The following is a 25,045-nucleotide window of genomic DNA, read 5'->3' on the forward strand; positions in this document are numbered from 1 at the left end:
TGAATGGGAAAGGGGAACCTGATATGCATATTCTGATCACAGACGATGAGAATTTTATTCGTGAAGGTATCAAGCGTACGATTATAAACGCATATCCTGATTATCATGTACATCTGGCTGCTTCTGCCGAGGAAGCCGTGCAGCTGATGAGTGAGCACCGAATGGATATTGTGCTAACCGATATTCTGATGCCCGGTATCAATGGGCTGGAGCTGATGCGCATCTCACGCCACAAGCAACCGCAGGCCAAATGGGTCGTGATCTCCGCGCACTCCGAATTCAGTTATGCTCAGCAGGCTGTGCATCTCGGTGCGCGAGATTATCTGCTCAAGCCGATCGGCAAAGCCAAACTGACAGAAATCATGGAATCGCTTACCCAGGAGATTCGGCAGGAGCAGATGCATTCCCGGGGCGAAGAGACCCTGCGGGAAGGACTGAAATATTTGCGGGAAGCGGCTTTTCAGCGTTTGGCTGCCGGCCTCAGTATCGGCAAGCTCAGTCTGGAACCGCTGGTAGAGGAATATCCGGAATATTATCTGCTGCTCGTAGAGCTGGAGAATGAGCAGCATGGTCCGCTGGAACATTTTATTATCGAAAATGTACTGACCGAACTGATCGACCGTTATGGCAAAGGGTTCGTCACCAGCTTTGACCGTAACAGCCTGCTCGGCCTGATCAGACCTGGCAGCGAGATCGAGATGCGGGTGCTGCAGGAGCAGATCCGCTCCCATCTGCATAAATGCCTAAAGACACAACCGTTCCGCAGTGTACATTCCGGCCCTTATCGGGATTTCGAACGTATCGCCGGAGAAGTGCGCCAGCTTCGTCAGCGTCCGGCAGCCGGTGTACAGGAGCAGAATGAGCCACAGGGCAGCGAGACTGCGATTCATATAGCACTTCAGTATATCAAGACTCATTTTAATGAAGAATTATCACTGGAAAAGGTAGCGGCCGTCGTCTTCCTGAATCCGGTCTATTTCAGCCAGCTGTTCAAGCAGAAGACCGGACAGGGATACAAGGAATATGTAATTTCCCTGCGTATGGAACAGGCCAAGCAGCTGCTGCTCAACCCCAATCTGCGGCTGGTCGATATTGCGGAACAGATTGGCTATGGCAGTGTACGGCACTTTACCCAGGTATTTCGCAAAAAATTCACGCTCACACCGACGGAATACCGGATGCAGCGTAATGTAGTGGATCACTAAAAAGGAAATAGAAGAAAGATGAAGAGGCAGGCAGCGATGCTATAGCTGCTGACCGGCTGATCATTGTTCGTACTGATTCTCATGGTATGTCCGTTGTATCCAATAATGAAGTCACAATATTGTAGAGGCGCATACGAATGATCGGTTAAATCCCTTTTTTGCAGGATGGAAAGATAGTGAATACGGCTAGTACAGAATGAATAAGGCGTACCTGTAAAAATTATACAAATAGTTATATAATGACGGTTAAGTTCATAGCTTAACCGTTATTTTTTTGAAATTTTAGCTGGAGGAGTGAAGGTATGAATAATTACATAAAAAAGGGACTGTGTATTGCTTTGACCGCTGGCTTGAGCTGGTCGCTTGGCAGCAGTCTGGCTGATGCGAAAATGACTTCGTTTAAAGATGTGCCAAGCCAGTATTGGGGCTATACGGCGATTCAGTGGGGAGTGCAGGAACAGATCATTCAGGGTTATCCGGATCAGACTTTTCATCCTGCCCAAAAGGTTAACCAACAAGAGTATTTGACGATGCTGCTGCGGGCTTACCATCCATCCGGCGACTGGTCGGCTCCATATCTCCAATATGCCAGCAATATGGGATGGAGAGGTGTGCCATCCTCATCAGGCAGCAAAGATACGCTGACAAGGGGACAGGCAGCCATTTATATGGCAAATGCCGTCGGAAAAAATTACAGCGAGACGGATTCGATCCGCTATCTGCTTGATCAGAATCTGGTGACAGGGAAAACGTCTGCTACTGTAGAAGGCTTCCATCGGAATGATCCGGTTACACGTGCTGAAGCTGTTACCATGATCCAGCGTCTTCATCAAAAAGCTGAGAAGCTTCAGAGTATTCCGGTGGCAGAGCAGCAGTATACTTCCGGTCAAGCAGGGGAAAGCACAGATGCAGGAACGAATCGTACAAGCCGGTATACCAATCCGGATCATCACTTTTCCGTGAGTTTGCCAGAGAGCTGGTCCGGTAAATATGAAGCAGTTCCCGTTAAACGTAATCAGACCTGGGCTGTAGACTTTGTGGATAAGCAGGCCAAAGAATGGGGCGGAGTAGTCTTCACGGTAGCGATCTGGCCAGCCAAACAATGGCAGAGCCAACAAGAGGAAGTGAAGGAGCAAGTTCCTGTTCAGAAGCTTGGAGAATACAAGGATCAGGTGTATCTACTTTTCACACCTACAGATGTGCAGTATGATCCTTCCGATTCCGAGCAGACCAAACAGTACAATCAGATGTCCAATCAGGTTGCCGGGATCAGTAAAACTTTTCAGATCGTGAAGTGACAACAAGGTAGCTGCTATATACAACAACAGGGTCATGGAAAAGATACTTCTTTTCCATGACCCTATTGTTTGATTTCCCGATTACTATATCGCTATTCATTAATCAGCAATGCCTACGCGTGAACGAAGATACTGCCGATCCTGCAACTGCTGATAGGCAAAATGCGCCGTATCTCCCGTCGAGATGCGTGAGCCATCCTCCGGCAAAATGTCCTTTTCTACGCGGTATTGCCCGGTATAGTCTCCATCCGGCAAATAGGTAGGACAGATTATCGTCCAGTCGAGTGAGGATTGCAGCAGCTGTTCATACACACTGCGATGCTCCTCGGCAGCACGGGTACTGCGCCGCTTGGACTCGGAGGACTGATAGCGGAACAGCTCCGGCTGGGTCCGGCTCTGCAAAATACCGGCAGTGCCTATGGTAATCAGCCGCTGGATGCCCTGCTGCTCCAGCAGCGGAATCAGTATCCGTGTGCTCGCAGAGAGAGTATCCGACCCATCAGTGCCGATCGCGCTGATGATGGCATCCACTCCGCGAAGCGCAGTAAGCAGATCACTTGGCTCCAATACACTCCCGGTGAAGATATGCAGCTGTTCCTTCCACCGAGCAGTGTCTTCCTCTGCTGGCAGATAGTACCGTTTGGCAAAATCAGGTTCCTGTATCGTCTGCAGCAGCTGTTCTTGCAGCTTCTCCGTCGAGCGTACAAGTGTATGCACTTCATGTCCATTTCGCAGTGCATGCTGCAGAATCAGACGTCCTGTCCGGCCGGTTGCTCCCAATAGCAGAATTCTCATGAATAATCACTCCTGCTCCATAGATTATTCTTCAGCTTCATTCCAGTGCTGGCTGCAGAATTCGGCAAGTTCCTGCTCTTCCTCATCCTCAAGATCGAACTCCAGCAGACGATCGGTTCCTTTTTCGAGCAGGTCGTAGGTTACCAGCTTGCCCTGTTCACCGTCTACACCATATACGGCGCGGATATAGACGCCATTTGGAGTGTACAGATCGTCTTCTTCATCGATATTCAGATCCAGCATAAACTCATAACGCTTACCGGTTAGAATCTGAAACGGATCGCGAATCCATTCTACCTGATAACTTGTAATTTCCATTAAATGTATACCTCCTGCGCCTCTATAAAGTGCGCTTATTTATAAAGTAGTGAGTATGGACGCAATACTGCGCCAGATTTATTATATCATGCTTGTAAATGGGGAATGAAGCGTTTATAGAAGAGGAGGAAGGATGGAGATATACCTTCCATATTCGTAAAAAATTCTGAGTGGGATGGGCACTGCCGCAACCTGACTATATTCGAAAAGGAATATAATTAGGAATTACATAAGGATGGAACTTTGAGTGTAAATTAGAATATAATTACAATAGTAAAAAATAGAAGGTCGTAAATACATTAAAAATTTTACGTTGTACGAAGTTCGGGAATAATAGGTTAAGCGAAATTTATTGAAGTTCTTGAAAAAATAACGAGAAAAGTGAGTGATTTTGATGTCCAGTATTTTTTTGAGTCATAATAGTAAAGACAAGGAATTTGTTAGAAAGCTAGCCTTAAGACTTCAAAATTATAATGTTAAAATTTGGTTTGATGAAGCGGAGATTAAAGTAGGTGATTCATTGATAAAGAAAATAGAGAATGGTATAGATGATATGGAATATCTCGGAGTCATTCTATCACCGAACTCAATTGATTCTGAATGGGTCAATAAAGAAGTTGAAATGGCTTTAAACGAAGAGATTTGTGGAAGGAAAGTTAAAGTTCTGCCACTACTTTATAAAAAATGTACTATTCCTGGTTTTCTTAAAGGTAAATTATATGCTGACTTTACAACAAAGAAAAAATTTGAAGAGTCGTTTGAAAAACTATTAATAACATTGGGAATTGATAAGAACGATAGTAGTAGAAGTAGTGGTGAAATTTGTATATTAGAAAAAGACTTTAAAAAGAGAATAATTGAATATTTTAAACCTGCTACTGTTACTATTGAGTATTTTGAAGATTTAAGTGGAATAGATTTCATTAAAGTTGATCGTGATAAAGATACTTTTGCATTATTTACATATTGGACAAAACCAACAGAAATAGAGATTTTAAATAAAATTTTTAATGAAGGGTCCAAGAAATTGCATAGCATTGATTTTATCGACCAATATGTAGTTACTGATGAAGAAAAAACAGTATTCATTAATTCATTAGAACAGAAGTATGATCTTCCACAAGAATCTTATCCTGCTCAATGGACTGAAATAAGCGAGCATGGAGAAAGCGCTGTATTAGAATGGGAAGAATGGCTTTTTACACGGATGCCAATATCTTTAAAATATATTAAATGAATTATGCATCTTAGAGTAGCAATAAACTATTCCTAACATAATATTCACGCTGCGGGCATACGCCCTTGGTCTGGCATTCGCCAGACACCCGACATGCGTCGAGTCGTGAATACGGGAACGTTAAGTGAAGTTCCGAGGCGAAATTGAAAGGAAGGTAAGTGATGTTTGATGGAGATCAGTTCAATGAATTTGAGACTGCAAAAAATTATCAAGAAGCCTTTCTGTCGATGAAAAGAGAATGGGACAAAGGGAAGCGTGATTTGAGTATATGCTTGAATTTAGGTTTTTTATCCTGGTATTTGAGTGTCGAATCTGGCAATACGTTTGTTACTGAGGGGCTTAATGAAAATGATTATGAGATGATTGAAGTGACATTAAACGAAGTTACAGAGAAAGGGATCCATAATTTCTCTACAGAAACGCAGTTTTTATTGATTTTCGGTTATATGATGACGTTGTTTCCTCAACATTTTGGAGACTATGAGCATTGGGAAAGCATAGGGAAAAACATGTTGTCAAAAGCATATGAGTTGGAACCAAGTGATCCAATAATTGAAATGGTTTTTCTTGCGGATAGTATGAAAAGTGAAGGTTATAAAAATGCTTGTTTAAGAGCAAAAGAACATATTAAAGACAGATTTAAGAATAAAGGATTAATGGATAAATATTTTCAAGACGTATTTGATAGGTAACTCAGATGAACATCACTTAACAATATATTCACGCTGCTGACATACGTCCTTGGTCCGGCATTCGCTGGACACCCAGCATAGGCTGAGTCGTGAATACAGGAACGTTATATGAAATTGCTTAAAAACTAAAAGGAAGGATGGGGATTTTGAGCATACCTTATACTGTATTAAAAGATTGGGTACCATTAGTTAATGATTTAGTAAAGCAAAAAATAACTTTAATTCAGGGCAAACACTCTTTAAAAATGCCCGATTTTGAAGATGTAAATGAACATATGCATTTTTTGTTCTGTCCTTATTGTAAAAGAGCATTGCTTATTGTTGTGTTTCCAAAAAAAAATGAAGTAAAAACCAATCTTCAATATTGTGTGGCCTGTGGTGAATCAGGCCCAAATTCTAAGGTGATTGATAGTTTGGCGAAAGCCCAAAAGTTATTTGATATACAATTGGATTTTGATGAAGCTCTAAAAAGGATTTTGTTAGAACAATGCATAGTTATGTTAGCCACAAGCTTAGAAGTTTATTTGAGAGACATCTATAGTACGTTATTGAATATGAGATATGTCCGTTTTAGAGAATCTTTAATAGAGAGATTCTATAAAGATGCTAAAAATGATTTTTTGAATATAGGTAAGGGTAGAAGAAAATTTAAGCAAGATCTAAAAATAGATTTATTCGAATTAATTGATACAGATGATATAAAGAAGATCAACATTCTCACTTCTAAGAGAAATGTTATCGTACACAATAACGGTATTGCTGACAAATCATTTTCGAACTCTATTAGTATTGATTGTGAAATCGGAAGGGAAATTGAGATCACAAAAAAAGAAGTTGAAGAATATTTTCTTACTATAGGAACTCTAAGTAGCAATTTAAACGAAATTTATGCTCAAGAATATAAACAATATACTTTTAAAGAAGTAGAAAATTATTTTGAAGGTAAGAATTAAATGTACTGAGAAGCAACATCATATAACATAATATTCACGCTACGGGCATACGCCCTTGGTCTGGCAGGAGCCAGACACTCAGCATACGATGAGTCGTGAATACAGGAACGTTATACGAAATTCTCAAAATGAAAATCTATTAAAATAAAGATCTCAAAATGGAGGTAAACTAAATGGATGTATTTCAGACTAACAAAGAAGATGATAGACCTATTCCACTGACAATTAAGAATTATGAGAATAAAACACGAAAAACTGATCCATTCTATGTTGAAATGAAGAACGAAATTAAGCATTTTGCAATTTGTCCAGCATGTAAAAACCCAGTTCTGGTCGTGAATCTATATGTTGATAAAACATTAGATGAAAATAAAAATAAAATGCCGATTCATGCAAAACACTGCAAGTATGGTATTAAAGGATTAGCAGAGTACAGCCAAGCAGCATATGATAACTGTTCTTTTGCGAATCCCTCAAAATTTGGTGGTACATCAAAACATAATAACAAAGGAAAACGTAACGAAATTGTTTCGTTGATTAAAGAATACCCTGTGATATTGTACAACGAAATAAGAAGTATCACTGGCATTGATTTTAATGAAAGTACTTTTTCATACATGATTAAAAATTTCATTAAATCCGAAGGTTATTATTACAAGTATATAAATAAATATAATTTGCCATATAGTTTCTTGAATATGCAAAAGGGAATTAGACTATTCAATAGTCAGCTATACTATTCTAATATAAAAAACGAATTGATTAAAAGTATCAATAATAGTAAATATTTTTGTTACAAGAATTATAAAATAGTTCCTAAAAGTAAAGATGGTTTTTATGAAATTGAACTTTATTTAGCTAACCACAATGTTGATAAAGAATATGAAAGTGAAACCATAGATGTTGTGATTGTTGAAAAACTTGATGGTAAAGTATATGAAATTTTTAATAGAACCATAAAAATCAATCTTGAAAAGTATATTAATACAATAGATAAGCAACGTCGTATTAATAGCTTGACTGATGAAATTCGTATTGAAGACGAGTATTTTGAGAACTTTGTATAACATAATATTCACGCTGCGGACACTCGTCCTTGGCCCGGCATACGCCGGACCCCCAGCATGCGCTGGGTCGTGAATACAGGAACGTTATACGACAATCTCTAAAAAGCACAAAAGAATAAAGTCAATACAATATTGTTCTAATTAAATCACTGAAAATATAAATAATAGAATATCGAAAGGTTAGGATGCTTATGAAAATCAAATCGATGATTGTCGGTCTCCTAGGGGCTATGGTACTTAGCACCTTCAGTCCCATAACGTCCACTGCCGAGGCTGCCAATGTTGTACCGGTTTATTTGAAAGTCGGAAAGTATTCGATCCTTTACACGCAGCCTGCTCCGCCTTTTGCCGACCAAGCGCATAGGGTGCAGATTCCACTTCGGTCGATCGAAGACCTGCTGGGCGGTAAGGTGAAGTATAACCCATCGTCCAAAACGGCAGATGTCGAATGGATGGGTCATACCTTCCAATTCATGGTCAACTCCAAAATCGCTCAAATCGACGGGAAGACCGTGCAGATGGACACCACTCCCGTTTTAAAGAATCAAGCGATGTTTTTTCCGATCCGCTTCTTTCTCGATGCGACTGATGTGAAGTGGCGCTGGGATCAAGCCTCACAGCAGATCATCCTTTCGGATGATCGGGTGGTCAAAGGGGAGCCTTTTAAAGACTTCATGGGAATGGATGCCACGAGCGTAAAAAATGAAAATGCGATGGTCATTCAGTCGTATTCGATCAAAGGCAAGTATATGACAATAACGGCTCTGAATGTTTCCGGTCATACGATTCCGGCGGGTAAAGCGGATATTAATCCTTTGTTTCATTACAGTAACGGACAGTTTGCTATGGATCCCTATTCGCGATCTTCTGAGCCACCACTGAAGGCAGTAAGAAAGGGAGATACGGTGAGCAAGAAAATAAGAGGTAACATTACAGGAGATGTTGACTACGTGATTACGGTGGGACGAGAATTGAATTGATCATTTATACCGGTAAACCAGCGTGAAAACCTACAAAAGTCCCCCGTTCTTCGCATGAAGAGTGGAGGTTCTCAATATTCCCAAATCGACATCCCTAGAGGATGTCAGTCAGAGTGTCGAGAAACCCAACTCTCCAAACGGAGGGTGAGTTTCTTTTGCGTCGAGTGTCTGTTTTTTCCTCGGCTTGCCAGCCGAGGTGGTTCGCCACCTTTTTCATGTTCTGTACAGCGGCGTTCAGGAGCACCTGCTCCGGCGGTCAACAAACACCCGAAATACATCGGGTCGTGAATACAGGAACGTTAGGTGAAATCCCAAAAATCATAAAAACTAAAAGAAAGAAGGGGAAATAATGAGTCAAATTGAAAGACGATTAGAGGAGCTTAACATTAAATTACCGGCTGCAAGTAATCCTGCAGCCAGCTACACTAATTTTGTGATTGTAAATGGACTGATGTTTGTCTCAGGTAAAGGTCCGAGTGAGAATCCCAAAGGAAAACTTGGTAGTAATTATACAACACAAGAAGGATATGAATTTGCAAGACAAACCGGAATTGAAGTGCTTGCTGTCTTAAAGGATGGGCTTGGTTCATTAGATAGAGTAAAAAGAGTAGTTAAAGTTCAAGGATTTGTGAACGCAGAACCCTATTTTGAAGAACATCATAAAGTTTTAAATGGATTTTCAGAATTGATGTTTGAAGTGTTCGGAAGTAATGGAGTACATGCAAGATCAGTACTTGGAGCTGTCTCTGTTCGAGATAATCTTCCTATTATTGTTGATTCAATATTTGAAGTGGAATAGTATAAACCTCTTTTTAATTTATTTGCAGAGATTTGGGACATCACCTAACATAATATTCACACTGCGGGCATTCACTGGGTCGTGAATACATGAACATTATAAGAAATCAGCGCGAACCACAGTGAAATATAGAAATGAGGAAAATCCGTGAAGTCAAAGTTGATATTAATAGAGGTGATGCCAGGTTCAGGCAAGTCAACGACTGGACAATTAATAAATTCAGAACTGACCAAAATAAATATTCCGAATCGATTTTACCATGAATTAGAAGACAATCATCCATTGCGAATATACGAAAAATTATTTACTTCTTTAACTATTCAAGAGGAAGCAGATTGGTTTTCTATGAAAGTGCAAGAACTATTTACTGATTTTGTAAATAAAACAATGGATAGAAAAGAAGTTGTGATCATAGAAAGTTACATTTTTCAAAATACGCTTGATTTTGCATTTAATATGGGAATGAACGAGCATCAAGTATTGGATTTGACCAAGAATCTACAATCTATCTTAAGCCACCTTGATCCTGTTCTAATTTATTATTATCAAAATCATGTAGAACAGCATTGGAGATGGATGTGTAATATTCGCGGACCCGAATTCACTCAAGATCGATGCGGACTTTATACAGATGATGATTTTATTGAAGCAGGGAGCCTCTGGACCAGAAATCAAGATTTCATATTCAATGTCGTTCAGGAATGGGATATTCCAAAATTGATAATAAAAAATGAAGATTATAATTGGAAAGAATATAAAGAAAGGATAAACGATTTTTTAATGTAAATCGAAGAAGCTAATATCATGTTCACTCTGCGGTATACGCCTTTGATCCGGCGCATTCGTCAGATACCCAGCATACGTCAGATCGTGAAGATAGGGACCTTAATAGAAAGGTCAGCAATCCATTAACTTAAAGACAAAATAAGTAAAAACACAGAACAGAGTGAGGTGAATCCATGAGAATGATGATTTTGATTAGGTTCATTATAGCGGTTTGTCTAATGTCTATTACAGCATGTCAATCAAATACTTCAATAGACCAAAGTAAAAGCAAAACTGAAGAAATAAGAATTGAAAATAGTATTAATAAAAACCTAGATCTGATTATTGCGAACAAAAACACTCGACTTTCAAGTAATCCTACTGACTATATAAATGCAAATAAAAAACATTACGAAGAAATCACAAATACTGGAGATCAAGGATTTAAATTTTTATATGGAGAGCTTAAACAAAGTTCTAATGATGGACTTAAAGAATGGATAATGGCCAAAGCATGTGAAGATATTTTAAAAGAGAAGAAGCCAAGCATTCAATGGACAAGCGGTAAGGATTGGCTACAACAATATGAAAAAATAAAAACTTGATTTATTTAACAATTCAAAGAAGGCTGATCCATCTGATAACATAAGATTCACGCTACAAACATTCAGTATACGCTGAGTTTGGGAACACGGGAACGTTATGTAAAAGACTCTAAGAATAGAGAAAGAAGGTACAGTGTTAATGGCTAACGACATCCTATTACGTAAATTTCAAAACATACAAATAACTGAATTGACAGGAGGATATACCAATCAAACCCTTCTCCTCGAAGGGTCAACTCCCTTGGTAGTAGCAAAAATCTTTGATAAAAATAATGATGACGCCAAGATTGAAGCACATATCTTAGCTTTATTAAATGATTCAGGTGTGACTCCAAAAATGTATGATCATTTTGAAGACGATTCTTCATCGTACATCATTATGGATTACATACATGGGATCAACGGACAACGGTTTTTAGATCAAGGTAATATGGATAAGGCGAAAGCAATTTACAAGCTTCTAGGAGAACATTTATCTAGAGAAATACATACAATAAAACAGAAAAAGAGTCACTTGGAATTACCCATGATAAAGCTTGCACACGAAAGATTCGATGAACTCTATTTTATACCCAGTGATGTGAAGGATCGGGTAAAAGAAATTCTAGATACTCCTATTGAGAAAGAGAATACTTTAATTCATGGTGATTTTGGTCCTCATAATACGATTGTATCTGACGATTCAATGGTTGTTATTGATTGGGAATGGGGAGGATGGGGACATCCTCTGCAAGACATCGCCTGGGTGTTATGGTTTGTTCATTTTCATTACCCGGAAGCAAGTAACGAGTTATCTGAGATTTTCTTGAATACGTACCGTGAACATTCAACCATACAAATAACAGAGGAAGGGATAAAAGCATTTGCGCTTTCTAGAGTCATTCATATTTTGAATCGGATTAAGAATGCCAATACAAACGTCAAAGAGGAGTGGCTTAGAAGATTGGAATGGACATTGAAAAGAAATTTTGTGGGTTGAGTCACAGAAAATAGTTCTCCACGTAACATAATATTCACGCTGCGGACCTACGCCCTAGGTCGGGCATTCTCAACACAACTGACATTTGTCAGGTCGTAAATACAGGAGTGTTAGGTGAAACCCCTGCAAAGCATGTAAAGGAGATATATGAGAACTTTAAATTACTTAGAAACTAAACTTTCAAGTCGATATGATGAGTGTGATCCAGATCAAGATGGAAATAAAAATACCCAATTTGCAGATTTCATTATTGATGGTAGATCGTTATATCAAATGCTCAGAAAGCATGATAGGGTTCCTTCTCTAGGATGGGGAGGTCAAGAACATCAAAAAAATATGATTGATTACTTCCTATTAAAGAAACAACATGATTATTTGTATGAACGATATCCCGTGTTGGTTTGCCCATGGTGCGGAGACGAAGAGTGTGGATTCATCTCTGTTTACATTGAGAGGGAAGACGATTGGATTATATGGCATGATTTTAAGGTAGAACCTAGCAATCAAAGTATTGATATAGGCCCTTTTTATTTCAAGTGGGATAACTATGAGAAAGCGATTAATAGTACTTTTGGAATAGCGGGGAGCCAATAATATTTTAGAGTATTTCATAAAAGACAGGGACATCACCTAACATAATATAGTATAAGTACCATAGAAAATACATTTCACCTAAATAGGAGGTTGTGTAAATGGCATTTCCAACACACATTGTATCGGCTGGGGGAATTGTTGAAGATGAGAATGGAAACATTCTGTTAGTAAAGGCTCATGACGATGGTTGGGTTTATCCGGGCGGTATAACTGAAGTTGGTGAAAACTTGATAGACGGCGTAATTCGTGAAATTAAAGAGGAAAGTGGAATAGATGCTACAGTTAGCCATTTAATTAGTATCGTGTCGAATACAGCGATTCATAAGTGGTATGACGGTGTGACTGATGTTCCAACGAAAGTAATGTTTGATTTCGCATGCAAATTTTTAGGTGGTGAGTTATCTACCTCTGAAGAAACAAGTGATTGTAGGTGGGTTCCAAAAGAAAAGGTACTAGATATGATTACTCTGCCTGCTATCCGTATGCGTTATGAAGCCTATTTGAACTTTAACGGGTCTGTAAATTATATCGAATACGTTACTGCGACAACGTCAGAATGTAACATCAAACTGGAGAGACCTGTTTAGTTGTATGAGATGTAAGTTGCATGAGACGTAAATAGGTATGGATCTCGAAGAAAGCGCTGACATCTTGTAATATAATATTTATGCTGCGGACATCTGTCCTTGGTCCGGCATACATTGGACACTCGAGATGCGTCGAGTCGTGAATACCGTAACGTTAGATAAAACCACTCGAAAACAAAGGAATAATCATATGATAAAAATCAATAAAAATGAATGGTCAGAACCTCTTAAAATTATATTAGGAGCATCTTCACAAGCCTATCCAAGCTGGATTCAAACCCAAGAAGAAGAGTTGAATTTACTAGATCGATCTGATTGGGAAGAAAGCTTTAATTCGAGAAAGATTAGAGCCATTCTTGCAGAACATGTATGGGAGCATTTGTCTTATGAAGAAGGTATGAAAGCAGCAAGGATTTGTTATGATTTTCTCGAACCAGAAGGATATATTCGGTGTGCAGTTCCAGATGCTTTTTTTAGGAATAAAGAATACCAGGATATAGTTCAGATCGGTGGACCTGGTCCGAAAGAGCACCCGGCTGCAAGTCATAAAATCGTACATAATTATAAGACAATTACAAGCATGTTTGAAGAAGCAGGATTTAAGATTAGATTACTGGAATACTGTGACGAACATGGAGAGTTTCATTATAAGGACTGGAATCCTGAAGATGGTTTTATTTATAGATCCCTTCGATTTGATCACCGAAATAAAAATGATGAATTAGGATTCGTATCACTGATAGTAGATGCAGTCAAAGAAATGTCGGAGTGATTCGAAGAAGAAAAGGGAATCACATAACAAAATATTTATGCTAAAGACATTCGTCCTTGATCTGAAAGTCACCGGATACCCGATATGCGTCGAGTCATAAATATAGCAACTTTAGCTGAAATACTTGCAAAGAATCGAGAAAACTATTATATGGAGGTTTACCAATGAAGAAAAGTGACTATGATTATCTAGTCTCAGCTTTGAGTGAAGCTGAAAAAGCCTATAACGAGGGAACTTATCCTATTGGAGCTATTATAGTTGATGAAGAAGGAATGATAGTTAGTACAGGTAGAAACCGTGTGTTTTCTGAGTGTGATTGTACTGCACACGCCGAAGTAGATGCAATTAGAAATGCTGGATCTAAATTATTGGATATAGCCAATAAAAGATTTTTAAAGAATGATTATACAATATATACAACTTGTGAGCCTTGTCCTATGTGTACATGTACTATTTTAATGTCAGGTATAAAAAAGATTGTATGGGCTGCTGATGATGATGAATATGGTGGTATAAGGAAATTTAAAGAGGGCCCACATTTTATTGATCTTTTTGATAGATTGTCATATATTGCATCTCCTTATCTTGAATTAGAGAACAAACAAAGGGAATTACTGGCTAATTGGAATATTGGAAGAGGAATCTTAAACACTGAGTGGGAAACAGCAAAAATTAAATAATTTTGGTTGTATTTTATAGTAAGCAGGTACATTAGATAACAACGTATTCACGCGGTATATCTGACGGACTTTGGTCTGCAAAGGCATTTTTGGGGAAGTGGATTCAGCAGACAACCTCTACGAACCTAGCCTTAGTCGCGGCTAGGTTCGTAGAGGTTCCTGGGTTCGTTAATACAACAACGTTATCTGAAAGAATCTAAATAGCAAAAAAATGGAGTGATTATATTGAATCAAATCCCAAAAAGTTGGAATACAGATAGACTTAGCATTTCTGATTTAACCAAACAGGAAGTTCCAATCATTCAGGATATCTATCAAACAAGTACATATATGAATGCATGGGACGGTCGTGAGTATGATCCGGATCATATCAGAAAATGCTTGATCAATGGAAATCTTCCACCAGAAGGTTTACTGGAGAACTATAGAATACAAACGATACGAATAACGGAAAATCAGCAACCCATTGGTCTAATTAGTCTATATCATGGATATCCAGTAGAACATTCCCTGTATCTTGAGTTTCTATATATCCATGGAGACATCCAAAAGCAAGGATTTGGACAAGAGATCATAAAGGAATTCTCCTCAGTTGTTGCTGAATTAGGGTATAAAGAAATTCGGATTAATGTCTCTACGAAGAACTGGCCAGCGTTAAGATATTGGATTAAATCCGGATTTAGTGAAGTGAATGGAATTTATGGCGATTCGATTTACTCAGAATCTAGCTTTTCCAATTTGGAACTAATGATGACTTTATAAGTGTCTCACGAGGTCAGATTCCTTTAGATAACATTATATTCACGCTTCGGAGCCTGGCGGCGCTTGAAGTCAGTGGGACGTAGTAAATACGGAAACATTATATGCAACCTTAAAGATAGCCAAAACATAAGTGGAAAAATAAGATGATGAAGCGCCGATTTCCCAATCGGTGCTTTTTGTTTAGAGTGCAAGACATTAGAAAATCAAAACAATTGACGACCTGACTTTAAGATCAATCAGATGCAGTAAACAGCAAAATCCATTTTATTAAATGAACATAGGTGCAATACTTATTGAACAATTGTTAAAACGGATGTATACTCATTACTTACATCATTAAAGCGCTTCATTGGGGAAGAAATGAAGCAGACGCTTAAAGGAGAAAAGATTACTTTGAAAGCACTATCCAAAGGGCAGACTGCCCTCTTTTTGACGTTTCTAATTTTGATGTGGGGTGTGAACTGGCCGCTGTCCAAATACGGTCTGCAGTACGCTCCACCTATCTTATTCTCGGGCATCCGGACGCTGATCGCTGGCGTGCTGCTGCTGTTTGTCGCACTGCCTAAGCTGCGTGAACTACGCTGGCGCCAGACCTGGCCGATCTATGTGATCTCGGCAGTGTTGAACATTATCCTGTTCTACGGTTGTCAGACGATCGGTATCGCCTATATGCCGGCCGGACTGTTCTCGGCGATTGTATTCTTGCAGCCGGTACTCGTCGGCATTATGTCCTGGCTGTGGCTGGGTGAGTCCATGAATCCGCTCAAAGCGATCGGTCTGGTACTTGGTTGTGCAGGTGTAGCCACGATCAGTGCAGGCGGATTTACCGGCAGTATCTCGGTACTGGGCATCGTGCTGGCACTGGCTTCGGCAGTAAGCTGGGGCGTTGGTACCGTCTATGTCAAAAAAGTCGGCGAGCGCGTTGATCCGATCTGGCTCGTTACGATCCAGCTGTTGCTTGGCGGTGTCGTAATGACAGCGGTTGGCAGTGGTACCGAGAGCTGGGCAGATATTACGTGGAACGCGACTTTTATCGGGGTACTGCTGTTTATCTCGATCTTCGCGATTGCACTCAGCTGGCTTTGCTTTTTCCGCCTTGTTGGTTCGGGTGAAGCGAGTACGGTTGGTTCGTACACGTTCCTGATTCCGCTCGTATCGATCATATTGAGCGTAATGTTCATGGGTGAATCCGTGACGGTGAATCTGGTGATCGGACTGGTTCTGATTGTCGTGAGTATTCTGCTGGTTAATCGTACGCCAAAAGCCAAAGTTCCGGCGAATGAGGTACCAACAGCCCCATCCGGCAAAGCGGTCTGATCCAGCAGATTAGGCGCATACTGGGGCAGCTGCTATACATGCAGTTGTCCAGCAAAGATAGCATTTTCTCAATTTCAAAGACCTCCAGATGATAGATTTTATCCGTCATCCGGGGGTCTTTTTGCATGATTACTTCCAGCAAGATAACTTTCTGTAAAATGAATTTCTATAGATACATTTTCTAAAACATCGCTTTTTATAGATGCATCTTCTGTAGCATCAATGTCTATAGTATGACTTTGTATGGAGGAACAATCGTCCTTTTTACAGATAAAGCTGAGTAAGGTTATGCACCGCTTCATCGAGAGCAAGCGTGAATTCCTGTCTTTGTTCCAGATCTTTCAGAGTGACGATCTGTGCCTTCACCTCGTCTTCGCCCAGCAGAATGACATAGCGTATGTTCCGGGCATACAGACTGTTCAGCAGTTTGCCCAGCTTACGTCCGCCTGGCTCGGTCTGTACAGGAATGCCTGCAGCGCGTAGTTGGAGGGCAGTATTCATCACATCCGGCAGTGTATCTCCTATCGGCACAATAACGACAGGAGCCGGTCTGCGAGAAGTAGATACTTCTCCTACTCCTGCTGGCTCTGACCGTTCACGGTAGAGAGCCATAATCGATTCCAGACCAAATGATAATCCGATCGCCGGTAGCTCCAATTCTTCCCGATCGGTTAGTTTGCCGATCATGCCGTCATAACGTCCGCCGCTGCCCAGACTGGAAGGGAAAGAACCGGTGGCATCGAACAGTTCATATACAGTGCCGGTGTAAAAGGATAATCCGCGCGACAGAAATAGATCGAATTCGCACTGCTGCCTGAGAAATGGCAGTTGACCAAGCAGCTGTTGCAGCTGCTGCACTTCCAGATAACCCGGCGCTTCCGTCAGATTATACATCCGTCCGATACTATTCATCTCCAGCTGCTCGGTTGGTCTGCCGATCAGCTCCAGCAGGGCAGTAATGGCGGGCGCAGGCAGCAGCTTGTCCTGCAGTTCTGTGGCGACTTCTGCTATCGTAATCTTGGCGAGCTTGTCCAGCGTCAGCATGACAGAAGAGAGCATGCCGGATGGAACGCCAAGTGCGCCGAGCACCTCACTCAGGAAGCGGCGATTGTTCCATTTCAGAACGACTGGAATCTCCAGTTGTGCAAAAGTCTGCAAAGCTAGCTGGAACAGCTCCAGCTCCGCTTCCGGTCCAGCCAGACCGATAATATCCGCATCGCATTGCCAGAATTCGCGCAGTCGTCCACGCTTGGTGGGTCCATCGCGAAAGACCTTGCCCATTTCAAAGCGGCGGTAGGGCAGCCGAATTCCCGGATTCAGTGCCATCAGCTTGGCCAGTGGCATAGTCAGATCGTAACGCAGTCCGAGTGCACGCTGCCGCTGGTCGCTGAGCTGGTACATCTCTTTGACGATCTCTTCGCCGCCTCCATATTTCGAGATTAGCCAGTCCATTTCGTTCAGGATAGTCGTATCGGCTTCCTCGTAGCTGTACAATTCAAACTGCCGTTCCAGCAGATTGCGGATAGATCGGCGCAGCCGCTGTTCTTCTCCGATAAAGTCGTGGGTTCCTTTGACATTTTGCATATAAATCAGCTCTCCTCTGTGATTGGTGTCGCCGGTAAATCGCTCCAGAACACAAAAAACGCGCAGGACCCCATGGTCCTGCGCGCTCGATATCCCGCAGGGAGGCCAACGCGAAAAGCGCTAGCCACCCTGTAGTTAATTCATACAGAGAGGCTAACGTCTGTGATGATGATGCAGATTTATCGGCAGATCAGTGAATGGGCTTGTCATGATGAGGCTATTCGACATTACATTGAAGCGAGTAAAGTTAATACTGTTCATCATGATCCCTCCTGATCTCTCATTTGTAGTGTAAATTAGTAGTGATTATATGCCTGCTGACAGTAATTTGCAACTGCTATTTTGTAAAAAGCTATTATTCGTACAAAAAGACAATTTGTCTCTACAATAGAATAATGACTGTTTTATCGTCTTAAAGGAACGAATGGTCGAGTAGTGTATTTACTCCAGCGGCTTCAGCAGAAGCTGCTGCTGCTTGTTAAACAGACTCGGTGCAATCAATAGCCCCAGCAGAATACTCGTGATAATCGCCGATGTCATCAGGGTGAAGACGATCAGTAGCTGAAATCTTACCGCCGTGATCGGATCGGCGCCAGCGATAATCTGGCCGGTCATCATGCCGGGCAGCTGGACGAGTCCGATCGTCTTCTGACCGTCTATCGTCGGGATCATACTGGAACGGACAGCGCTTTTGAGTACTGGCAGAATCGCTTGTCTCGGTGTACCGCCCATGGACAGCACGACAATAATCTCGCGCTGGCGCAGCTTAACTTCGGACTTGAGCCGGGTGACGAGGAGGCTGCTCAGTACCATAGAGTTGCCGATAATCATGCCGCTGATCGGGATAATATAGCGGGCATGAGCTGGAATAATCCCCAGCCCCAGCATAATCGCCTGCGTGATAATCTCAACGACAACCAGAGTAGCGAAGATTTTCAGGGTGATTTTAGGAATGTTTTTGCCTTTTTTGGATACATTGAGGGCTGCGACCGTGATCATGAGCAGGACGAACAGACCGACCACCCATAGATTCTCCAGACCGAAAATGGCATTCAGTACATAACCGATAATCAGCAGCTGTACTGCTGCGCGGATCATAGCGATCAGTACGTCCTTTTCCAGTCCTAGCTTGAAGGAACGTGACAGCACAACCGCCAGCAATACAAAGCAGAGGGACAGACTTAATGCGAGTATGCTCATGACGATTCCCCCTGTATAAAATGCTGCGCTTCCTCTGTCTGCGGATGTTCAAAAAAGGCGGACGCATCGCCCGCTTCCAACAGCTGACCATCCTGAAGAAACCAGATATGCTGCCCGATCCGCTGGGCCTGCTCCATCTGATGAGTGACCCAGATCAGGGTCGTGCCTTGCTGACGGTTCAGCTCCAGCAGCAGTTGTTCGATGACCCGAACCGAAGAGGGATCGAGCGCAGACGTAATCTCGTCCAGCAGAACGATATCCGGTCGTCCTGCCAGTGTGCGAAGCAGAGCAATCCGCTGCTTCTGACCGCCGGACAGTTCTTGTGCCGGACGCGAGAGCAGGGTGGCTGACAGCTCGGCCTTTTCCAGCCACTCTGCTGGACTGCCGATATCTGTACCGTGCAGCCGATGGGCAGTCCGCAGATTATCCTCTACGGTGCCTGGCAGCATGGGCGAGTCCTGGAACACCATGCCGACCCGGCGCCGCAGTTCGGTAATGGCCCAGCTATGTATGTCTTTTCCCTGGATATGGATGCTGCCTTCATCGGGAGTGATCAGTAGATTGCACAGAGAGAGCAGGGTACTTTTGCCGGAGCCGGAAGGACCGATCAGCGCCGTAATCGAGCCGCTGTCGATCTGGCCGCTGATCTGACGAAGTACTGGAACAGATGCGCCTTCCGGGCCGGGGAAATTCTTGCTGACGTTCTGGAATTGCACGGCTGCAGCCGAAGAAATCACGGAATTCATGGGAGATACACCTTTCTGGATTCGTAAATAAAAATCGGAATGATCAACAAAGTCGCATAGCATCAGGCTATCCAATCAAGCAGCAGCCCGATCGCTTGCAAATGGATACAGAAGATTAGATAGTCATACTGCTGGCTATCGCTTATTAAACTTATCATGCACCGGATCAGCAGGAAAGCTATCACTGCTCGCTATAAAGTACAGCCAGATTAAGACAAAGAAAATTCAAGACCACAGCAGCGCTATGTATGCTATAGATCTGGTTGCAGGACGAATCATATACAAAATGAATCAACGAACGGTCTCGTCATACTATATAATATACAGACTTATACTTCAGATACAGACCTATCATTCAGGAGGAGATTGAATGTCATTTTCGATTGTTATTTTTCAGGGACCAAGCGCTTCGGGGAAAAGTACGCTGCAAGCGCGTCTTGGACTGCCGCGTATTGTCACCTGGACGTCTCGCGAGCCAAGACCGGGAGAGCAGGATGGACGAGAGTATCATTTTACGACCCGCGAGCAGATGGAGCGGATGCATCAGCAGGGACAGATGCTGGAGATCAATGAATACCGGGGCAATCTGTACGGGACATCGCTGCAATCGCTGGAGCAGGCAGGTGAGCAGGGACAGGTCCGTTCCAGCGTCATGGAAGCGCAGGGCGCCAAGCTGGTCAAGCAGCTGCTCGGAGAGCGCGCACTGCTGATCGGCATCTCTGCCAGTCGTGAGCAGCTGGAGCGGAGACTGGCGGAACGCAATGTGAGTATGGAGGAGCAGGAGCTTCGGATGGCTTCCTTTGACGAGGAGATGGCTGCGCTGTCCCAGTGCGATCTGATTATCCGTAATAACGACGGACAGCTGCATACGGCAGAAGCGATTATTGACTGTTTACGTGCAGGACTGGGTGGAACGGAATATAATTCTGATTAATTAGAGAAAGTGTATAACAATAGATTTGCTGCTGTTTCACTATATAGAAGGAGTGAAACAGCAGTTATTTTCAGTTCCCTTTTTAGAATATCGACTTCCTGTAAATTATCAGAGAAAGGATAGAGGGCATGATAGAATCAATCGAAAGTAAATCAATTGGAACATTTACATATAACGAGAGCGATAAGAGTTGGCGGATGGAGGAAGGAAAGTTACATTGGTATTTGAATGCTACTGGTAAGCAGGCTGATGTCGCTGTGTTGCTCCATAAAGCAGAAAGACTATTTGAAGATTTGAGAAGTTTTGAAACGCAAGCGAAAGCAGCTGTAGCTGCAGCTTTAATTAACTACAAAAATGATTTTTGGCCAGATTATGATGAGGACGATGAGGACCTGGATTGGGATGCTGTAGAAGCAGGCGATTTTAATACAACAAAGGAAGTATTCCAAGAGTCCATCACACTTCGTGATATTGTGATTGGCATAGATTCTATTTACTGTGAATACGACGATGGGGATTTATTCGGTGGTCATCGTATACATGCTTATTTTAACGAGGAGTATGAACTGGTGAAAGCTAACATATAACTAGGAATTTTCTTGCTGTATCTTTTTTCATTGTTATTATTTGTTGATCAAGGAGATAGAAAAGGACAAGAACATCTCACAGGATTCTCCTGACCACTTTTCCAATGAATCGTTTTACAGCAGTAACTCCATGGCAGTTCGTTCTTTATCCGCGATCTCCAGTAACATTTGTGATGCTCGTAACAGCTCCAGATCATCTCCCGTGCGGCCTGCCCGGTCGATCGCTGCAGAGACGCTGACCCATAGCGGAGCGATATCAGCAAATAAATGGTAAGCCTGTTCGATGTGGGATTCTGCCAGAAGATCAACGCACTCTTTTAAAAAGTCCCGGTACAAGTTGCGGAACAAAGCACCACCGGTTCCTGCCCGCTCCATTAACAAGGCAGTCAGACACAGATCCTGTTCGATATTGCTGCTGCGGACAAACCAGTTCAGGATTTCACTGCTCATTTTGACGATCCCCTTATTGCCAATATTGCGAATAGGCGGGTTCAGATAGTCCTGTGCATTTTGGGTTAAGGATTTGCGCAAAGTAGGCGCGAGTGGAGGCAGCTTACTGACAGGATCAAGAGTAAAGGAACGATTGCGGGAGCTCATAAATCCTTTGGCATTTCGGGCCATGGCCAAACCGGTCAAGCGTGTCTGTGCATGTGCTCCCTGTTGCTCGGTATCTGCCATATAGGCATATTCGTCATCGAATCCATAGAGCACTGCATAATGCCCGGCAAAATGAACGTTATTCGTAAAATAATCCAGGTAGTAAGAGTCTAATTTCAGCCCGACCGGAGTCCCTTGTTCAATATGACGTTGTACATTCTTCCAAGCCTTGTCGACAGACGATGTTTCTTGAATGTTAATATTTAGATCCAGACAGGCAGCAAGATTGGCAGTGAGTACATCCGGTTTTACCCTCCCTCCGATAAAGGGGAAATCCATCGCTTTCGAGTCCCAGTATATGAATCCCAGACCTTGCCCGAGCCCAAACAGCATAGGCTCGGACAGATGAACTCCGGCATGCTGCAGCAGATTGCCGATAGCCGTTGTCTCGCAATGTTGACCTAAATAAGGAGTGAACCCTGCAATTACTTTTTCCATAGCTTGCATTCCTCCTTTAATCGGGATAGCGCCATTACCTCGGCATGAATTACCTGCATTATAGGCCATCTTCGCTGACAACAGTATGTCAGTGTTTTGAGGAAAATGTTCTGAAATCATAACAGTCATACGGGTTCCCCATCAAAGCATCGCTTTTAATTGAAATTTGCGAACGGGTCGGATTACCTGAATACCACAAACAGCAGTGCACTTAAAGTGACACTGCTGTTTTGCATGAATTATGCATTTTGTTCCTGTACAGAATCTATGTTGTGCTGTTTATTTCCGGCTGCGTTCCTGCAGTTCCAGCCAGATCGCAGCCATATCCATATCTGCTTTGCCGTTTTGTCTGGCTTCGGCAAATGTACGGTCGGCAGCAGCGGCGAGCGGCAGATCGATTCCGTCACGGCGCGCTTCGTCCATGAGCAGACCGAGGTCTTTGGACAGCAGGCTGATCATGAATGCGGCAGGGAATTCTTCGTTCATCAGCATGTCTTTTTTGGCATTGAGCATTGGAGTAGCTACAGCAGACTGGCCGATCATTTCGATCAGCTGTTCACGCTTCAATCCGGCGTGCTCCCCCACGACAAGTGCTTCGCTGATTCCCTGCATCGTAATACCCAGCATCAGATTAATCGACAGCTTGGCCGAGCTGCCTGCACCAACCTCGCCAAAGTGAATCGTATGCTTGCCAAGAATATCAAAATACGGCTGCGCATCCTGTACAGCCTCTGCGCTTCCGCCTGCCAGAATCACGAGCTGTCCCTGCTGCGCAGGAGCGACCGATCCGGATACTGGCGCATCCACATAGACTGCCCCCGCCTGCTGCGTCTGTTGTGCCAGATCCCGAGCTTCTCCTGGGCTGATCGTACTCATATTGATAATCAGTGTGCCAGGACGAGTCTGGGCGAGAATGCCTTGCTCGCCATTCAACACCTCGGCGACTGCATCTCCCTTGGTCAGCATAATAAAGACAACTTCTGCCTCAGCAGCTGCCTCTCCTGGAGTAGAATGCAGCACGGCACCATCCTGCTGCAGCGGAGCAGCCTTGTTGGCTGTGCGATTATAGACATGAACGGGGTATCCCGCCTTTAACAGATTGCGGGCCATCGGCAGACCCATATGTCCTGTGCCGATCCATGCGAGGTTTTTCATTTGAACGCACTCCTTTGACTGTATAAAGTAAGATGAACTGCATCTCGTGAAGCATTACGGAGAATGCCTCGCTGCTTCGAATAACAGATGCATCATCCGAAAGCTTCTTTTATTTACCCGAAATAGGTTGAGCCGACCTCTGCAGTGTGTAATAAACTACAGAAGCATGCTTATCCCTGCTTGATTGTATCATAACGGATTTTCCTGTTTATATTATACGTTTTGCAAGCGAACAGTCCGATTGCTTCTGTGTTTTGTACCGTTTATCCGGAGAGTAAGCAGTCATCGTGAAGAGAGTCCAAGCCTCTCTATCCTTCGGCTGACAACGATCTATGGAATGAACAGGAAGAAGAAGTTGACTTTGCAAATACATGTAACTATAATTGTTACATGTAAGCTATTCTTAATGTAATTCATACTAAAATATAAAATAATCCAAACCCAGGGAGGAATTAACCATGAAAATCGCAGTTATCGGAGCAACAGGCAAAGCAGGATCACGTATCGCCGAGGAAGCATTGAGCAGAGGTCATGAGGTTACCGCATTTGTACGCAGCGCAGGCAAAGTACAAAATGACAAACTGAATGTGGTAGAAAAAGAAGTGACGGATCTGACGACAGCAGATGTACAGGACTTCGAAGTACTGGTGAATGCATTTGGTACACCGGATGCCGAGCAGCATGTAGTCGTAGGTCGTCATCTGATCGATATATTGAAAGGTGCATCCAATACCCGTCTGATCGTTGTTGGCGGCGCAGGCAGTTTGTATGTAGATGATGCGCATACGACTCGCCTCGTAGACACACCGGACTTCCCGGATGCTTACAAACCAACAGCAACCAACCAGGGCAAAAACCTGGAAGACCTCAAACAATCGTCCGGCATCAAATGGACATTTGTCAGCCCGGGTGCATTCTTTGACCCTGCAGGCCCACGCACTGGCACGTACAAACTGGCGGGTGAGCAGCTGACAGTGAACAGCGAAGGCAATAGCTACTCCAGCTATGCCGACTATGCAATTGCTATCGTGGACGAAGCGGAAAAAGCTGCTCATGTGAACGAGCGGATTAGCGTAGTTACCGAAGCGAAGTAATGACTCGGACGAGTCGGCAAAAATTCGGCTGAGTATTAAGCGGCTGTCCCCAGTGCGCATCTATTCTGATGAGTGTTACAGCTAAATACAGTATGCTTCGATCTCGCTGTTTTGCCGAATTGTAAAATGACAAACTAAAAAGCCCTGCTTGGCGACATGAGGATGACTCTGACGCCAGGCAGGGCTTTTGATGATGTGGACCAATTGTTACAAATAACAAATCAATAGGCTATAGGAGTTTTACC

Annotated in this window: 27 protein-coding genes; 20 read left to right on the forward strand and 7 right to left on the reverse strand. The window is 42.8% G+C overall.

The genetic code is table 11. The annotated features are described in order from the left end of the window. The first annotated feature begins 23 nt into the window (after positions 1 to 23). Entirely contained in the window at positions 24 to 1,205 is a 1,182-nt protein-coding gene (locus WH46_RS15870; RefSeq protein WP_017814777.1) for a response regulator, read from the forward strand. A 302-nt stretch (positions 1,206 to 1,507) separates the two neighbouring features. Further along, positions 1,508 to 2,503, forward strand: a complete 996-nt coding sequence (locus tag WH46_RS15875; RefSeq protein WP_046227483.1) for an S-layer homology domain-containing protein — start codon at positions 1,508 to 1,510, stop codon at positions 2,501 to 2,503. A gap of 99 nt (positions 2,504 to 2,602) precedes the next feature. Here the strand turns inward: WH46_RS15875 and WH46_RS15880 are convergent, their stop codons facing one another. Both WH46_RS15880 and WH46_RS15885 read right to left on the reverse strand, forming a co-directional pair. Beyond that, entirely contained in the window at positions 2,603 to 3,298 is a 696-nt protein-coding gene (locus WH46_RS15880; protein ID WP_046227484.1) for an NAD(P)-dependent oxidoreductase, read from the reverse strand. Between the two features lie 24 nt (positions 3,299 to 3,322). Further along, complete coding sequence (locus WH46_RS15885; protein ID WP_046227485.1) at positions 3,323 to 3,616, reverse strand: DUF6509 family protein; 294 nt, start codon at positions 3,614 to 3,616, stop codon at positions 3,323 to 3,325. 394 nt (positions 3,617 to 4,010) lie between these two features. Here WH46_RS15885 and WH46_RS23470 point away from each other — a divergent pair, with 394 nt between their 5' ends. From WH46_RS23470 to WH46_RS15960, 15 genes are all read left to right on the forward strand, one after another. After that, on the forward strand, positions 4,011 to 4,853 hold the full coding sequence (locus WH46_RS23470) for a toll/interleukin-1 receptor domain-containing protein (RefSeq protein WP_052714259.1): 843 nt from the start codon (positions 4,011 to 4,013) through the stop codon (positions 4,851 to 4,853). A 161-nt stretch (positions 4,854 to 5,014) separates the two neighbouring features. Further along, positions 5,015 to 5,545, forward strand: coding sequence for a hypothetical protein (locus WH46_RS15895; protein WP_046227486.1), 531 nt, complete (start codon positions 5,015 to 5,017; stop codon positions 5,543 to 5,545). Positions 5,546 to 5,691: 146 nt separating this feature from the next. Then, complete coding sequence (locus tag WH46_RS15900; protein ID WP_046227487.1) at positions 5,692 to 6,498, forward strand: HEPN domain-containing protein; 807 nt, start codon at positions 5,692 to 5,694, stop codon at positions 6,496 to 6,498. Between the two features lie 173 nt (positions 6,499 to 6,671). Then, positions 6,672 to 7,565: a hypothetical protein gene (locus WH46_RS15905; protein ID WP_046227488.1), complete on the forward strand. Its 894-nt coding sequence runs from the start codon at positions 6,672 to 6,674 to the stop codon at positions 7,563 to 7,565. Between the two features lie 191 nt (positions 7,566 to 7,756). Continuing rightward, positions 7,757 to 8,545: a copper amine oxidase N-terminal domain-containing protein gene (locus WH46_RS23475; protein WP_052714260.1), complete on the forward strand. Its 789-nt coding sequence runs from the start codon at positions 7,757 to 7,759 to the stop codon at positions 8,543 to 8,545. A gap of 349 nt (positions 8,546 to 8,894) precedes the next feature. Continuing rightward, positions 8,895 to 9,344 carry a RidA family protein gene (locus tag WH46_RS15915; RefSeq protein ID WP_046227489.1) on the forward strand — a complete coding sequence of 150 codons (450 nt, stop codon included), beginning with the start codon at positions 8,895 to 8,897 and terminating at the stop codon, positions 9,342 to 9,344. 147 nt (positions 9,345 to 9,491) lie between these two features. Beyond that, the gene (locus tag WH46_RS15920; protein ID WP_046227490.1) at positions 9,492 to 10,130 is read left to right on the forward strand and encodes a P-loop NTPase family protein; all 639 of its coding nucleotides are present in this window, start codon (positions 9,492 to 9,494) and stop codon (positions 10,128 to 10,130) included. Between the two features lie 218 nt (positions 10,131 to 10,348). Continuing rightward, on the forward strand, positions 10,349 to 10,714 hold the full coding sequence (locus tag WH46_RS15925; protein ID WP_197088285.1) for a hypothetical protein: 366 nt from the start codon (positions 10,349 to 10,351) through the stop codon (positions 10,712 to 10,714). 139 nt (positions 10,715 to 10,853) lie between these two features. Beyond that, complete coding sequence (locus tag WH46_RS15930; protein WP_046227491.1) at positions 10,854 to 11,693, forward strand: phosphotransferase family protein; 840 nt, start codon at positions 10,854 to 10,856, stop codon at positions 11,691 to 11,693. 147 nt (positions 11,694 to 11,840) lie between these two features. Beyond that, positions 11,841 to 12,287 carry a hypothetical protein gene (locus tag WH46_RS15935; protein WP_046227492.1) on the forward strand — a complete coding sequence of 149 codons (447 nt, stop codon included), beginning with the start codon at positions 11,841 to 11,843 and terminating at the stop codon, positions 12,285 to 12,287. 98 nt (positions 12,288 to 12,385) lie between these two features. Continuing rightward, positions 12,386 to 12,874 carry an NUDIX hydrolase gene (locus WH46_RS15940; RefSeq protein ID WP_046227493.1) on the forward strand — a complete coding sequence of 163 codons (489 nt, stop codon included), beginning with the start codon at positions 12,386 to 12,388 and terminating at the stop codon, positions 12,872 to 12,874. 190 nt (positions 12,875 to 13,064) lie between these two features. Next, positions 13,065 to 13,646, forward strand: a complete 582-nt coding sequence (locus WH46_RS15945) for a class I SAM-dependent methyltransferase (protein ID WP_046227494.1) — start codon at positions 13,065 to 13,067, stop codon at positions 13,644 to 13,646. A gap of 164 nt (positions 13,647 to 13,810) precedes the next feature. Continuing rightward, positions 13,811 to 14,326, forward strand: a complete 516-nt coding sequence (locus tag WH46_RS15950) for a nucleoside deaminase (protein WP_046227495.1) — start codon at positions 13,811 to 13,813, stop codon at positions 14,324 to 14,326. Positions 14,327 to 14,542: 216 nt separating this feature from the next. Beyond that, positions 14,543 to 15,088, forward strand: a complete 546-nt coding sequence (locus WH46_RS15955; protein ID WP_231584368.1) for a GNAT family N-acetyltransferase — start codon at positions 14,543 to 14,545, stop codon at positions 15,086 to 15,088. A gap of 393 nt (positions 15,089 to 15,481) precedes the next feature. Next, complete coding sequence (locus WH46_RS15960) at positions 15,482 to 16,405, forward strand: DMT family transporter (RefSeq protein WP_046227759.1); 924 nt, start codon at positions 15,482 to 15,484, stop codon at positions 16,403 to 16,405. A gap of 264 nt (positions 16,406 to 16,669) precedes the next feature. Here the strand turns inward: WH46_RS15960 and WH46_RS15965 are convergent, their stop codons facing one another. From WH46_RS15965 to WH46_RS15975, 3 genes are all read right to left on the reverse strand, one after another. Then, positions 16,670 to 17,989, reverse strand: a complete 1,320-nt coding sequence (locus WH46_RS15965; RefSeq protein WP_046227497.1) for an ATP phosphoribosyltransferase regulatory subunit — start codon at positions 17,987 to 17,989, stop codon at positions 16,670 to 16,672. 441 nt (positions 17,990 to 18,430) lie between these two features. Then, entirely contained in the window at positions 18,431 to 19,189 is a 759-nt protein-coding gene (locus tag WH46_RS15970; RefSeq protein ID WP_046227498.1) for an ABC transporter permease, read from the reverse strand. After that, the gene (locus WH46_RS15975; RefSeq protein ID WP_046227499.1) at positions 19,186 to 19,935 is read right to left on the reverse strand and encodes an ABC transporter ATP-binding protein; all 750 of its coding nucleotides are present in this window, start codon (positions 19,933 to 19,935) and stop codon (positions 19,186 to 19,188) included. The genes WH46_RS15970 and WH46_RS15975 overlap by 4 nt, the downstream gene beginning before the upstream one ends. A 370-nt stretch (positions 19,936 to 20,305) precedes the next feature. On the opposite strand from WH46_RS15975, the gene WH46_RS15980 reads away from it, so the two are divergent. After that, positions 20,306 to 20,869 (forward strand): guanylate kinase, encoded by a 564-nt coding sequence (locus WH46_RS15980; RefSeq protein ID WP_046227500.1) that lies wholly within the window; start codon positions 20,306 to 20,308, stop codon positions 20,867 to 20,869. Between the two features lie 128 nt (positions 20,870 to 20,997). Continuing rightward, positions 20,998 to 21,456: a DUF2262 domain-containing protein gene (locus tag WH46_RS15985; protein WP_046227501.1), complete on the forward strand. Its 459-nt coding sequence runs from the start codon at positions 20,998 to 21,000 to the stop codon at positions 21,454 to 21,456. Positions 21,457 to 21,570: 114 nt separating this feature from the next. Here the strand turns inward: WH46_RS15985 and WH46_RS15990 are convergent, their stop codons facing one another. Both WH46_RS15990 and WH46_RS15995 read right to left on the reverse strand, forming a co-directional pair. Further along, a complete protein-coding gene (locus WH46_RS15990) occupies positions 21,571 to 22,551 on the reverse strand; it encodes a BtrH N-terminal domain-containing protein (RefSeq protein WP_046227502.1) in 981 nt (326 codons plus the stop codon). 279 nt (positions 22,552 to 22,830) lie between these two features. Beyond that, a complete protein-coding gene (locus tag WH46_RS15995) occupies positions 22,831 to 23,706 on the reverse strand; it encodes an NAD(P)-dependent oxidoreductase (protein ID WP_046227503.1) in 876 nt (291 codons plus the stop codon). Positions 23,707 to 24,164: 458 nt separating this feature from the next. Between WH46_RS15995 and WH46_RS16000 the strand changes: the two genes are divergently transcribed. After that, positions 24,165 to 24,800 carry an NAD(P)-dependent oxidoreductase gene (locus WH46_RS16000; protein WP_017814746.1) on the forward strand — a complete coding sequence of 212 codons (636 nt, stop codon included), beginning with the start codon at positions 24,165 to 24,167 and terminating at the stop codon, positions 24,798 to 24,800. Positions 24,801 to 25,045 lie beyond the last annotated feature (245 nt).

The sequence above is a fragment of the Paenibacillus dauci genome, assembly GCF_000971985.1.
In the GTDB taxonomy this organism is placed as follows: domain Bacteria; phylum Bacillota; class Bacilli; order Paenibacillales; family Paenibacillaceae; genus Saccharibacillus; species Saccharibacillus dauci.

Bases quoted from the DNA above. Each gene is read 5' to 3' on its own strand.
- WH46_RS15870 (WP_017814777.1), top strand. From the start codon at position 24: ATGCATATTCTGATCACAGACGATGAGAATTTTATTCGTGAAGGTATC.
- WH46_RS15875 (WP_046227483.1), top strand. From the start codon at position 1,508: ATGAATAATTACATAAAAAAGGGACTGTGTATTGCTTTGACCGCTGGC.
- WH46_RS15880 (WP_046227484.1), bottom strand. From the start codon at position 3,298: ATGAGAATTCTGCTATTGGGAGCAACCGGCCGGACAGGACGTCTGATT.
- WH46_RS15885 (WP_046227485.1), bottom strand. From the start codon at position 3,616: ATGGAAATTACAAGTTATCAGGTAGAATGGATTCGCGATCCGTTTCAG.
- WH46_RS23470 (WP_052714259.1), top strand. From the start codon at position 4,011: ATGTCCAGTATTTTTTTGAGTCATAATAGTAAAGACAAGGAATTTGTT.
- WH46_RS15895 (WP_046227486.1), top strand. From the start codon at position 5,015: ATGTTTGATGGAGATCAGTTCAATGAATTTGAGACTGCAAAAAATTAT.
- WH46_RS15905 (WP_046227488.1), top strand. From the start codon at position 6,672: ATGGATGTATTTCAGACTAACAAAGAAGATGATAGACCTATTCCACTG.
- WH46_RS23475 (WP_052714260.1), top strand. From the start codon at position 7,757: ATGAAAATCAAATCGATGATTGTCGGTCTCCTAGGGGCTATGGTACTT.
- WH46_RS15915 (WP_046227489.1), top strand. From the start codon at position 8,895: ATGAGTCAAATTGAAAGACGATTAGAGGAGCTTAACATTAAATTACCG.
- WH46_RS15925 (WP_197088285.1), top strand. From the start codon at position 10,349: ATGTCTATTACAGCATGTCAATCAAATACTTCAATAGACCAAAGTAAA.
- WH46_RS15930 (WP_046227491.1), top strand. From the start codon at position 10,854: ATGGCTAACGACATCCTATTACGTAAATTTCAAAACATACAAATAACT.
- WH46_RS15935 (WP_046227492.1), top strand. From the start codon at position 11,841: ATGAGAACTTTAAATTACTTAGAAACTAAACTTTCAAGTCGATATGAT.
- WH46_RS15940 (WP_046227493.1), top strand. From the start codon at position 12,386: ATGGCATTTCCAACACACATTGTATCGGCTGGGGGAATTGTTGAAGAT.
- WH46_RS15945 (WP_046227494.1), top strand. From the start codon at position 13,065: ATGATAAAAATCAATAAAAATGAATGGTCAGAACCTCTTAAAATTATA.
- WH46_RS15950 (WP_046227495.1), top strand. From the start codon at position 13,811: ATGAAGAAAAGTGACTATGATTATCTAGTCTCAGCTTTGAGTGAAGCT.
- WH46_RS15965 (WP_046227497.1), bottom strand. From the start codon at position 17,989: ATGCAAAATGTCAAAGGAACCCACGACTTTATCGGAGAAGAACAGCGG.
- WH46_RS15970 (WP_046227498.1), bottom strand. From the start codon at position 19,189: ATGAGCATACTCGCATTAAGTCTGTCCCTCTGCTTTGTATTGCTGGCG.
- WH46_RS15975 (WP_046227499.1), bottom strand. From the start codon at position 19,935: ATGAATTCCGTGATTTCTTCGGCTGCAGCCGTGCAATTCCAGAACGTC.
- WH46_RS15980 (WP_046227500.1), top strand. From the start codon at position 20,306: ATGTCATTTTCGATTGTTATTTTTCAGGGACCAAGCGCTTCGGGGAAA.
- WH46_RS15985 (WP_046227501.1), top strand. From the start codon at position 20,998: ATGATAGAATCAATCGAAAGTAAATCAATTGGAACATTTACATATAAC.
- WH46_RS15990 (WP_046227502.1), bottom strand. From the start codon at position 22,551: ATGGAAAAAGTAATTGCAGGGTTCACTCCTTATTTAGGTCAACATTGC.
- WH46_RS15995 (WP_046227503.1), bottom strand. From the start codon at position 23,706: ATGAAAAACCTCGCATGGATCGGCACAGGACATATGGGTCTGCCGATG.
- WH46_RS16000 (WP_017814746.1), top strand. From the start codon at position 24,165: ATGAAAATCGCAGTTATCGGAGCAACAGGCAAAGCAGGATCACGTATC.